The 10281-nt window shown below is 66.7% G+C and carries 12 protein-coding genes; 6 read left to right on the forward strand and 6 right to left on the reverse strand.

Annotation, left to right across the window (positions count from 1 at the left end; all coding sequences use genetic code 11):
• Position 1 precedes the first annotated feature (1 nt).
• The gene (locus tag AC1DQR_RS11260; protein WP_416048126.1) at positions 2–490 is read right to left on the reverse strand and encodes a VOC family protein; all 489 of its coding nucleotides are present in this window, start codon (positions 488–490) and stop codon (positions 2–4) included.
• Between the two features lie 153 nt (positions 491–643).
• Positions 644–1801: an FAD binding domain-containing protein gene (locus tag AC1DQR_RS11265; protein WP_477133042.1), complete on the reverse strand. Its 1158-nt coding sequence runs from the start codon at positions 1799–1801 to the stop codon at positions 644–646.
• A 226-nt stretch (positions 1802–2027) separates the two neighbouring features.
• Between AC1DQR_RS11265 and AC1DQR_RS11270 the strand changes: the two genes are divergently transcribed.
• The 5 genes from AC1DQR_RS11270 to AC1DQR_RS11290 all read left to right on the forward strand — a co-directional run bounded on the left by AC1DQR_RS11270 (position 2028) and on the right by AC1DQR_RS11290 (position 5593).
• A complete protein-coding gene (locus AC1DQR_RS11270) occupies positions 2028–2678 on the forward strand; it encodes a DsbA family oxidoreductase (protein WP_416048128.1) in 651 nt (216 codons plus the stop codon).
• 59 nt (positions 2679–2737) lie between these two features.
• Positions 2738–3379, forward strand: coding sequence for a DsbA family protein (locus AC1DQR_RS11275; protein ID WP_477133043.1), 642 nt, complete (start codon positions 2738–2740; stop codon positions 3377–3379).
• 189 nt (positions 3380–3568) lie between these two features.
• Positions 3569–4111 carry a gamma carbonic anhydrase family protein gene (locus AC1DQR_RS11280; protein ID WP_416048130.1) on the forward strand — a complete coding sequence of 181 codons (543 nt, stop codon included), beginning with the start codon at positions 3569–3571 and terminating at the stop codon, positions 4109–4111.
• Positions 4112–4262: 151 nt separating this feature from the next.
• Complete coding sequence (locus AC1DQR_RS11285) at positions 4263–4766, forward strand: hypothetical protein (RefSeq protein ID WP_416048131.1); 504 nt, start codon at positions 4263–4265, stop codon at positions 4764–4766.
• A gap of 11 nt (positions 4767–4777) precedes the next feature.
• On the forward strand, positions 4778–5593 hold the full coding sequence (locus AC1DQR_RS11290) for a DUF2145 domain-containing protein (protein ID WP_416048132.1): 816 nt from the start codon (positions 4778–4780) through the stop codon (positions 5591–5593).
• 21 nt (positions 5594–5614) lie between these two features.
• Here AC1DQR_RS11290 and AC1DQR_RS11295 read toward each other — a convergent pair whose 3' ends face one another.
• The 3 genes from AC1DQR_RS11295 to wrbA form a co-directional block, all read right to left on the reverse strand.
• Positions 5615–7036 (reverse strand): FAD-binding oxidoreductase, encoded by a 1422-nt coding sequence (locus AC1DQR_RS11295; RefSeq protein WP_477133044.1) that lies wholly within the window; start codon positions 7034–7036, stop codon positions 5615–5617.
• A gap of 86 nt (positions 7037–7122) precedes the next feature.
• On the reverse strand, positions 7123–7572 hold the full coding sequence (locus tag AC1DQR_RS11300; RefSeq protein WP_416048134.1) for a DUF2069 domain-containing protein: 450 nt from the start codon (positions 7570–7572) through the stop codon (positions 7123–7125).
• Positions 7569–8174 carry an NAD(P)H:quinone oxidoreductase gene (gene wrbA, locus AC1DQR_RS11305; RefSeq protein ID WP_174422774.1) on the reverse strand — a complete coding sequence of 202 codons (606 nt, stop codon included), beginning with the start codon at positions 8172–8174 and terminating at the stop codon, positions 7569–7571. Before wrbA ends, AC1DQR_RS11300 begins: the two co-directional genes overlap by 4 nt.
• A gap of 158 nt (positions 8175–8332) precedes the next feature.
• Between wrbA and AC1DQR_RS11310 the strand changes: the two genes are divergently transcribed.
• A complete protein-coding gene (locus tag AC1DQR_RS11310) occupies positions 8333–9697 on the forward strand; it encodes a YihY family inner membrane protein (RefSeq protein WP_183035984.1) in 1365 nt (454 codons plus the stop codon).
• Positions 9698–9710: 13 nt separating this feature from the next.
• On the opposite strand, the gene AC1DQR_RS11315 is transcribed toward AC1DQR_RS11310, so the two are convergent.
• A complete protein-coding gene (locus tag AC1DQR_RS11315; RefSeq protein WP_416048136.1) occupies positions 9711–10028 on the reverse strand; it encodes an Mpo1-like protein in 318 nt (105 codons plus the stop codon).
• Between the last annotated feature and the right edge of the window lie 253 nt (positions 10029–10281).

Consider the following 10281-nt stretch of genomic DNA (forward strand, 5'->3'; position numbering starts at 1 on the left):
ATCAGTCTCCTGCCACTTCGGGGTGGGGCGCGCGCGCGCCGTTGCCCGGGATTTCAAGGCCCGCCACCTCGGCGGCGGGGTAGTTCAGTTCGATGGTGACGCCGGAAGGGTCCTCGATGAACACCTGGTGCAGGCCCAGGCTGGGGACAGTGCGGTCGCGCCACGGAATGCCCTCGGCTTCCAGCTTCGCCCACATCTGCGCCACGCCGGTGGCCAGGAACGCAATGTGGTCGAGGGCGCCGGTACCCGCCGCCGAGGGGGCGCGGTCGCCGAGGTAGGCGGACAGGCCGCCGGGGTTGCCGGGGTCGGTACCGATGATGTGGACTGTGCCGAAGTCACCTTCGTCCCCGCCCATGTACAGCCAGGCGCCGGGGAAATCGAAGGGCGGACGATAGCCTTGCCTGAAGCCAAGAATGCGTTCGTAGAAGGCGCAGGATTGCTCGATGTCCGTGGTGCGGATCGAGAAGTGCGCGAGCTTGCGGATGGTCATGGGTGCCTCTGCTATTGATCGATCGATTAGTGATCGTGTGATAAATTGTAGGGCAGCTGAACGGAACGGCCAAGAGCGGAAAAGGGGAGGACTTACCCTGATCGGCAGAGTGCATGCCGGCTGCGCCACTTCTTCGCGGCGCAGCCCTGTGGCTTAGTGCAGTGCGATCCCCATGATGCGGTTACCCATGCGGATGCCCCACTGGGTCATCTGCTCGCCTTGCGCCTGTTCGCCCTGCTGCCAGCGCTGCAGCGCCTGGTCCGGGTCGGCCGTGGCGTCGAGCGCCTTGGCCAGCGCCACGGCATTGGCCGCGGCCTTGGCGGTGCTGCCGGCGGTATGGGGGCGGGGAATGAAGGCGGCATCGCCGGTCAGCAGCACGCGGCCGAACACCATGCGTGGCACCTGCAGGTCCTGGATGGCCTGGACAAAGATCTGATCGGTGTTATCGATCAGCGCGCGGAACGCCGGGTTGGCGCGCGCGGCCGCGGTCTGGCGAAACCAGCGCTCCTGCTCAGCCGACAACATGCCCGGTGGGATCGAATGGCCGCGGCGTTTTCCGTCGCGATCGGTGAGCACGGCATCGAGCGCCGCGCCGGGCTCGGCCTTCAGGTACCAGAGCCAGTTGAAGCGGCGCCGTCCGGGCGCCGTGGCGCCGTCGGCGCCGGGCACCATGTACTGCAGCATCATCGAGTCGCGGTCTTGCTGGAACACGAAGTTCTCGTGCAGCAGCGGCCTGGCAGATTCGGGCAGAAGGCCCTCGTCGACCAGGCCACGCCAGACGACATAGCCAGCATAGCTGGGGGCGACGCCGGGCAGCACGATCCCGCGCACGGTAGAGCCGGCGCCGTCGGCACCGACCAGCAGTTCGCCGCACGCCTTGCGTCCATCGGCAAACGTGGCGCAAACGCCGTGCTCGTCCTGCGCGATAGCGGTGAGCGCGGCACCGCGATGATAGTGCGCTGCCGGGAAATGATCGAGCAGGGCGGCATACAGCGCGTTCCACGAGGTCTGTGTCTGCGGCATGCGCTGGCGGTGGAGCACGTGGCCGCCGTGGTCCAGGAACAGCCGGTCGTGCGAGCGCACACCCAGGGCTGCGTGCGTGGCGATGCCGGCGAACGAGAACGCCCGCAGCACCTCCGGCTGCAGCACAATGCCGCCGCCACGGCTGTCGAGGTCCGATGCCGAACGCTCGAACACGTCAACCTGCCAACCCACGGCACGCAGCGCGGTGGCCGTGAACAGGCCGCCCAGCGAGCCGCCTATGACCAGGGCCTTGCGCGGGCCGACGGAGGATGCGTCGTTGGTGTTCATGTGTGGCTCCAGGGTGCGAGTGGATGCGTTGCATCGTAGAAGCGTCCGGGCCCGCAGAGAATGCATGGCGGGGGCAAAGCAGCGTTGCGTGGGCGGCAACGGGGAGGGCACCGTCGCCCTGCAGACCTGCGTTGCGCTGCCGGCAACGCAGGTTTGCGCTGGCATGCCATTGCGCCGGTACGGCCCGCCATCTACGCTGGCTCCATCACTTACGCAAGGAGCCGTCATGAAACCCGTCGACACCCAGATTACCTATGACTTCATTTGCCCGTGGTGCTGGATCGGCCATCGCAACCTGAAGGCCGCCATCGGGCGCATGTCGGCCGAGGCCGCCCCCGCGATTTCCTATGTGCCCTACGAACTCAACCCGGACATGCCGGTGGAAGGCGCCGACCGCAAGGCCTACCGTACCGCGAAATTTGGCAGCTGGGCCCGTTCGCAGGCCATGGATGAGGAGGTGGCGATGATGGGCCGGCGCGCCGGACTGGATTTCAACCATGACCTGATCACGGTCACGCCCAATACCCGGCTTGCGCACCGGCTGATGGCATTCGCCCAACAGACCGGCGACGCAGCCATGGCGGAGGCGTTGTTCGATGCCATCTTCGCTGCGTACTTTTCCCGCGGTGAGCACATCGGCCTGATCGATGTACTCGTGCCGCTGGCCGTATCGGCCGGTTTCGAGGCGCAAGCCGTGCGCAATCACCTGTCTGGCACCGACGGCGAAGCGCAGATCGTGGCGGCGCTGGCGAAGGCGCTGCGCGAGGGGGTCCGCTCCGTGCCCACGATCCGCATCGGCAATGCCGTCATCGCTGGGGCGCAGCCGCCTTCGATCATGGAGAAGGCGTTGCAGGCGGGCGTGGCCGAGGCCATTTGATAGTGAACATGCAGCACGTGCACCGGGCGGCTGCCGCAGAGAATCTGGAGAGCACAGACATGAACAAGCAAGCGACGCTTCATTACGTCTACGACCCGTTTTGCGGATGGTGCTATGGTCTTGCGCCGCTCGTGTCGGCGGCCGACGAAGCCGGCCTGAGGGTGGTGCCGCACAGCGGCGGCATGCTGGCGGGAGAACGGGCGCAGAACATGTCCGCCGAATGGCGCGATTTCGTTCGCCCTCACGAGGAGCGCATCACCGCGCTCAGCGGGCAGCCTTTCAGCGAGACGTACCAGCAGGGCACGCAGTTCGACTACGATGTCAGGCTGGATTCCGGGCCGCCCACCGCGGCGATGCTGGCCGCCGAAGCCGTCGCCGGCGCTGGGCTGAAGATGCTCGAACGCCTTCAGATTGCGTATTACCGCGAAGGACGCCCGATTGCCGAGCGCAAGGAACTGATCCAGATTGCCGACGAACTGGGGCTCGATGCTGCGTCGTTCGCAAACGCCTACGACCAGGCGAGCGCGACGCTGCCGGACCATTTCGAGCAGACCCAGGCGCTGCTCGAGGAGATCGGCGGCCGTGGCTACCCGGCGCTGGGCATCGAGCAGGACGGCAAGATATCGAGACTGCGCCTGGGGCGGTATTTCGGGAAGCCGGAATTGTTCAAGAAGGCAATGGGGGAGGCTTTGGCGCAATGAGCGCGTGCTTTGGCGCAATTCGGGCTGTTTGATTGGCACCTTGCCCACGCGAATCACGCGGCGCGGCGCTGCAGGGCAGGCAGCCGGCGGATTAGAATGCTCGCACCGGCGCGCTCCACGCTGACCCGGCGCCATCCGGGCGCCGCAGCGCGCGCTTGATTGGCGACATTCCGTATCCAGGCTTTCATCGTGACCATTCGCAGCTTCCAGGGCAAGGCCCCCCAACTCGGCGACCGCGCGTTCGTCGACCCCAGTGCCGTCGTGATCGGCGACGTAGAGATCGGCGCGGACAGCTCCGTCTGGCCGCTGGTGACCATTCGTGGCGACATGCACCGCATTCGCATCGGCGCGCGCACCAGCGTGCAGGACGGCAGCGTGCTGCACATCACGCATGCCGGGCCGTTCAACCCCAATGGCTTTGCGCTCACCATCGGCGACGACGTGACGATCGGCCATAAGGCGCTGCTGCATGGCTGCACGGTAGGCAGCCGCATCCTGATCGGCATGGGCACCATCGTGATGGACGGCGCGGTGATCGAGGATGAAGTGATCCTCGGCGCCGGCAGCCTGGTGCCTCCTGGCAAGGTGCTCAAGAGCGGGCATCTCTATGTCGGCAGCCCGGCGAAAGAGGCGAGGGCGCTGACGGAGAAGGAGCTTGGCTTCTTCCGCTATACGGCGGCCAATTACGTCAAGCTGAAGGACCAGCACGTGGCGGAGTTGAAGGGCGGCTGACAGGTTGCCCGCCTGGTTCGGGGGATATCCCGGCCGCGATTGCCCGGGACCGCAGCGAACTCCAGTTCGTCGCCCTGCGCCAGGCAGGCGCCACTGCCTGCGAAGGCTTTGCCTTTACAATAGAAGATCACATTTCCGAGAAAAAAGAACAATGAACTTCTACGAAGGCAAGGTTTCGGTGCGAACGATCTCTGCATGGCTGGTCATCGTTGGCGCGTCGCTCTGTGTAGCGCCGGCCAGTGCGCAGTCCACGGGAAATATGGGCGGGTCGGAGCAGGTCTCCGTTGGCACGCTGTCGATCCTGGCCGCGCCTGTCGTCAGCGTGGCCGGCAGCACCGGTGGCGCGGGCCCGGTGCAGGGTTCCGTGCTGGCGGGCATGGGCAGCGCCTTTGTCGTTTCCGGCATTGCGCAGGGCGGGAAGGATACCGTCGAGGTGATCCTCGACTCGGTCAGCACCGCGGGCAAGGCCTCGGTCAAGGTCGCCAAAAGCGGGTTCGAGAAACTGGGCGTCTCGGTGGGCGCCACCGTGAATGCCGTGGCCGATTCGACCGGCACCGTGCTGGTGGTGTCAGGCAAGGTGCTCGCCTTCATTCCCAATTCGATCGGTGAGGCGTTGCTTTATCGCGAGCGGGTTCCCACGGCCGCGAAGCCGTGAAGGGGCACGCCATGATCTCGAACTGGATGAGCCGCACGGGCCGCACCGGCGCCTTGCTCGCCTTGCTGCTGGTTCCGCTGCTGGCGTCGGCGGGGCAGAGCTGCGAAGACACGCCGCTGAGCACGCAGACGCTGCGCCAGGCCATGGCCACGGCGCAAAAGGTGACGGCGGAGATGGAACGGCGCCAGGACAACGTGGCGCTGGTGGGGCGGGTGGGGCAGGACCTGTCCAGCTATGGGCTGAAATACAGCCACGTCGGCATCATCTACCGCAACCCGGCGGACGCGCGCTGGCGCATTGCCCATTTGCTCAATAGCTGTGGCACCGCGCAGTCGGATCTGTGGTACGAGGGCGTCGGCAATTTCTTCCTGGACGATATGTTTTCGTACGATGCCGTCCTGATCGTCCCTCCCAAGCCGATCGCCGATCGCCTGCTGCCGCGCCTGCAGGATGGCGCAGCCCTGCGCTCGGTTCACGACGTCAACTACAGCCTGGTATCGTACCCATTCTCCACGCAGTACCAGAACTCCAACACCTGGGTGCTGGAAACGCTGGCAGCCGTGGAAGCCAGGGATGCCAAGATCGCCAACCGCGAGCAGGCGCAGGCCTGGCTCAAGCTGGCCGGCTACCAGCCGTCAGAGATGAAGATCGGTACGTTCAAGCGCCTGGGTGGCCGCGTGTTCAAGGCCAACGTGGCCTTTGACGATCATCCCACTGAACTGCGCTTCTCCGACCGCATCAGGACCGTCACCGTCGATTCCGTGATGCGATTCCTGGCGGACCGCAACGAGGGCTGGCAGGTCGTGGAAATTCCGGCGGCGCGCTAAGCTGCCAGCGGGCGTTTCCTGTCAGATCACCTTGCCCGGATTCATCAACCCCTGGGGATCGAGCGCCTGCTTGATCGCCCGCATCATCGCCAGCTCCACGCCGCTCTTGTAGCGGCGGTTCTCCTCGCGCTTGAGCTGGCCCAGCCCATGCTCGGCGGAGATCGAGCCGCGGTGGGCGTGCACGCTGTCATGCACGATCAGGTTGATGGCTTCCGAGTTGCCGAGGAAGGCATCGTGGCTTTCGCCCACTGGCGGCGACACGTTGTAGTGCAGGTTGCCGTCGCCGAGATGGCCGAAGGTGACCATGCGCGCGCCAGGGAAGGCTTGCTGGATCAGGGCATCGGTGGTGTCGATGAAGTCGGCGATGCGCGAGATCGGCACGGCGATGTCGTGCTTGATGTTCTTGCCATCGTCGACCTGGGCGAGCGGGATATGCTCGCGCAGATTCCAGAAGTCGCGTGACTGCTGCACCGATTCGGCGACTACCGCGTCTTGCACCACGCCGGCTTCGAAGGCAGTTTCCATCAGCGCTTCGAAGATGGCGCGCGCATGGTCTTCGCTTTCATTGTCGGACAGTTCCAGCAGCACGACTTGGGGGTGCGGGCGGTCAAACGGATAGCGCAGTTGCGGGTAATGCGTGGTGACCAGCGACAGGCAGCGCTCGGACATCAGCTCGAAGCCGGTCAGCATGGCGCCCGCGCGCTGCTGGGCGATGGCCAGCAGGGCCAGCGCAGCGCGCGGGTTGGCCACGGCTGCCAGCGCGGTGACGCGAGCGCGCGGCAGCGGGTAGAGCTTCATCACGGCGGCGGTGATGATGCCGAGCGTGCCTTCCGCCCCGATGAACAGGTCGCGCAGGTCATAGCCGGTGTTGTCCTTGCGCAGGCCGCGCAGGCCGTCCCAGATCTCGCCGGCAGGCGTTACCACCTCCAGCCCCAGGCAAAGCTCGCGCGTATTGCCATAGCGCAGCACGGCGGTGCCGCCCGCGTTGGTGGAAAGGTTGCCGCCGATGGTGCAACTGCCTTCCGCGGCCAGGCTCAGCGGGAACAGCCGCCCGTGCTCGCGCGCGGTGTCCTGCAACTGCTGCAGGATCACGCCGGCTTCCACGGTGATGGTGTTGTTGAGCGGGTCCACCTGCCGCACGCGGTTCAGGCGTTGCAGCGAGATCACCACCGATGCTTGGCCCGCCTGCGGCGTGGCGCCGCCGCATAGCCCCGTATTGCCGCCTTGCGGCACCACGGCGAGCTTGTGCGCGTGGCAGGCGTGCACGGCGGCGGCGACTTCTTCCGCCGAGCCCGGCCGCAGCACCGCCACTGCCTCGCCCGTGTAGCGCTTGCGCCAGTCGGTCAGGTAGGGGGCCTGATCAGCGGCGTCGGTCAGCACGTGCTGCTCGCCGAGCGCGGCGCGGCACAGGGCAAGGAAGGAATCGAGGTGCGAGGCGTTCATGTCGGTGGGTCCGGAAGGGCGGCCGCTGTGGGGGCGGCCGCGCTGAGATGGATCGGTGCGGGCTGATGGCGAGCTCGCCGGCGTGGTCATTTGCCGGGCTTGGCCGGCTGCATGGCCTTGGCGCGGCGCTTGTAAGGACGCAGGTAGAGGATGGTGCCGAAGAAGAACAGCAGCGTCAGCGCCACCTCGGTCCACGCCAGTGTGGAAGATGGCGCGCGGTCGCTGGTGGCGCGCACGATGCCTTCGGTGAAGAACAGCAGGATCAGCATCGACGACCACTGCATGGTGTAGCGGTTGCGGGTCAGCACGCCGCGCAGCGGCAGCAGCAGAGGCAGGAACTTGAGGATCAGCCAGGAGCCACCCGGACGCAGCGGCGCCAGGAACCATTCCCAGGCGATGCACAGCACGATCAGCGCAATCAGGCTGCCGGCGCTCAGGCGCCACAGGGCGGCATTGTGCAGCGCGCCGTCGCTGGCGTTGGCGGCGGACGGGGCCGTGGCGTGCGGCGCGCCCGGGACTTTCGGGGCGGCGCTCATGCGCGGCTCCCGCCGGCCAGGCGCAGCGCGGTCTCGGCCAGGCGCCTGCCCATGGCGCGCGCGAGCGCGGCTTCCTCCTCGGACACCGGCGCGCTGTTGTCCACGCGCGCGTGGTGGCTTGGGCCGTAGGGCGTGCCGCCACCGGTGGTGGTCATCAGCGCGCTTTCCGAATAGGGCAGCCCCATGACCAGCATGCCGTGATGCAGCAGAGGCAGCATCATGGACAGCAAGGTGGTTTCCTGGCCCCCGTGCAGGCTGCCGGTGGCGGTGAACACGCAGGCGGGCTTGCCGGTGAGGGCGCCGGACAGCCACTGGGCCACCGTGCCATCGAGGAAGTACTTCATCGGCGCGGCCATGTTGCCGAAGCGCGTGGGGCTACCCAAGGCCAGGCCCGCGCATTCCTCGAGGTCGCGCAGTTCGGCGTACGGCGGGCCTTGCGGGGGGATATCCGGAGCGGTGGCTTCGCTCACCGTCGAGACCGGTGGCACCGTGCGCAGGCGCGCCTGGGCGCCGGGCACGCTGTCGATGCCGGTGGCGATGAGTTCGGCCAGCTTGCGGGTGCTGCCGTGGCGGCTGTAGTAGAGGACTAGGAGTTCGGTCATGGACGGGGCTACGGCGCCTGACGGTGTAACCGTGGAGGCGCCAGGATGGAGCGGTCCCGGGAGGCAGGCCGGGTTTGTGCCTTGCGCGGCGCGCGAGGGCAATGCGCGTATTATAGTTGCGGCCTCGCCACGGAATCCGGTAAGGAGTTTGCCCCCGCATGTTTGCCGCCCGCATCGTTCGCCTGCGCAGGGAATGGAATCTGCAAAAACTACGCGCGCTCACGCGCTACGCGCTGCGCCGCGCCGGCGAAGGCCGTTTGCCGCAGGTCGCGGCCAGCCTGACATTCACCACGGTACTGGCGGTGGTGCCGGTGCTGACGGTGGCCTTCGCCTTGCTGGCAGCCTTCCCGGTGTTCCGCGAGTTTCGCAGCGCGACCGAATCCTTCCTGTTCCAGAACCTGATTCCTGGCAACGTCAGTAATTCCATCACCAGCTACCTTGGCCAGTTCGCCAAGAATGCCAAGGGCCTGACGGCGGTGGGCCTGGGTGGCTTGATGGTGACTTCGGTGCTCACCATGCTGACGGTGGAGGACGCGCTCAACGCGATCTGGCGGGTCAAGCAGCGCCGCCCGCTGGCGCAGCGCGTGCTGGTCTTCTGGGCCGTGCTGACGCTGGGCCCCGTGCTGATCGGTGCCAGCCTGTCGATCAGCTCCTACCTGATCTCGGTCTCGGCTGGTTATGTCGGCACCATGCCGTTTGGGCTGGGGCTGGTGGTCGGCCTGACGCCGGTGCTGCTCTCGGCGGTCGCCTTTGCCTTCCTCTACACGGCCGTGCCCAACGCCAACGTGGAGTGGCGCGACGCGATTGCCGCCGGGCTGGTGGCAGCGCTGGCCTTCGAGCTGGCCAAACGCGGCTTTGGCTACTTCGTCACCCATATCCCGACCTACACCGCGGTCTACGGCACCTTTGCCGCGCTGCCGATCTTCCTGCTGTGGATCTACCTGAGCTGGCTGGTGACGCTGCTGGGTGCCACCATCGCCGCCAACCTGCCGGTGATCCGGCAGGGCTACTGGCGCCGCCGCACCTTTGCCGGCAGCGAGTTCTTCGACGCGCTGGGCGTGCTCTACCTGCTCTATCGGGCGCGGGACGAAGTGCCGCGCAGCGTCGGCGAGCTCGACCTGGGGCGCAAGCTGCGGGTGGAGGCGGACTACCTGGCTGGCCTGCTCGGCAAGCTCAAGGGCATGCATCTGGTCGGCAGGCTGGCGCAGGATCGCGGCCAGGCGCACTGGGCGCTGCTATGCGATCCGGGCCAGGTGACGCTGCGCACGCTGCACGACCGGCTGGTGCTGAACCTGCCGCGCCTGCCGCGCACGGCGCTGGCGCAGCAACTCCAGGGCGCCGATGCGCTCAAGCAGGTGCTGGACAACCCGCGCCTGGACCAGCCGCTGGAGGCCGTGTTCCGGCGCCAGCAACAGGACCAGCAGGCGCAAGCGCAGACCGGGACGGCCGCCCAGGAACGCCCCGCCGATCCCGCGCGGCGCACCCTGGAGGTGGTGCCGCCCGGCTGGCACGGCCAGGTCTGATGGCAGCGCGGGCCTAGAAGGGAATCCTGCCGCGCCAGATATCGCCGTACATCACCCAGTCGCCCATCAGGCTGTAGAGCGGATGGCGGAAGGTGGCGGGCCGGTTTTTCTCGAAGACGAAATGGCCGACCCAGGCGAAGGCATAGCCGGACACTACGGCCGCTGCCAGCCACCACCAGCTGCCGCTGAGCAGGAGTGCAAGCAGGCACAGCAATGCCACGGTGGAGCCGGCGAAATGCAGGCGGCGGCAGGTGGGGTTGCGGTGTTCGTTCAGGTAGAAGGGGTAGAAGGCGGCGAAATTCTCGAACTCACGGGGGTGGGCCTGGGGCATGGCGGGGGCCTGTGGGGTGTTCGGGGGTTTTTAGTTTAGGTGGGGGGGGACTGTAACTGCAACTGCTTAACGTCAAAGGCAACTGCTTACCGTCAAAGGCAACAGCAGTTTCACCACCCCTGCGGGGCGGCGACCTACTTTTTTGTCTTGCCAAAAAAGTAGGCAAAAAAGGCGCGCCGGGGTACGACTCACTCACATAGGTAACACTTGAGTTCAAGCACATAGGTAACAGTTTTCTACGCTGCATGGGCGA

This window comes from Cupriavidus sp. 05L411, from assembly GCF_056398045.1.

Coding starts and splice junctions, on each gene's coding strand:
- AC1DQR_RS11260 (WP_416048126.1), bottom strand. CDS start 490: ATGACCATCCGCAAGCTCGCGCACTTCTCGATCCGCACCACGGACATC.
- AC1DQR_RS11265 (WP_477133042.1), bottom strand. CDS start 1,801: ATGAACACCAACGACGCATCCTCCGTCGGCCCGCGCAAGGCCCTGGTC.
- AC1DQR_RS11270 (WP_416048128.1), top strand. CDS start 2,028: ATGAAACCCGTCGACACCCAGATTACCTATGACTTCATTTGCCCGTGG.
- AC1DQR_RS11275 (WP_477133043.1), top strand. CDS start 2,738: ATGAACAAGCAAGCGACGCTTCATTACGTCTACGACCCGTTTTGCGGA.
- AC1DQR_RS11285 (WP_416048131.1), top strand. CDS start 4,263: ATGAACTTCTACGAAGGCAAGGTTTCGGTGCGAACGATCTCTGCATGG.
- AC1DQR_RS11290 (WP_416048132.1), top strand. CDS start 4,778: ATGATCTCGAACTGGATGAGCCGCACGGGCCGCACCGGCGCCTTGCTC.
- AC1DQR_RS11295 (WP_477133044.1), bottom strand. CDS start 7,036: ATGAACGCCTCGCACCTCGATTCCTTCCTTGCCCTGTGCCGCGCCGCG.
- AC1DQR_RS11300 (WP_416048134.1), bottom strand. CDS start 7,572: ATGAGCGCCGCCCCGAAAGTCCCGGGCGCGCCGCACGCCACGGCCCCG.
- wrbA (WP_174422774.1), bottom strand. CDS start 8,174: ATGACCGAACTCCTAGTCCTCTACTACAGCCGCCACGGCAGCACCCGC.
- AC1DQR_RS11310 (WP_183035984.1), top strand. CDS start 8,333: ATGTTTGCCGCCCGCATCGTTCGCCTGCGCAGGGAATGGAATCTGCAA.
- AC1DQR_RS11315 (WP_416048136.1), bottom strand. CDS start 10,028: ATGCCCCAGGCCCACCCCCGTGAGTTCGAGAATTTCGCCGCCTTCTAC.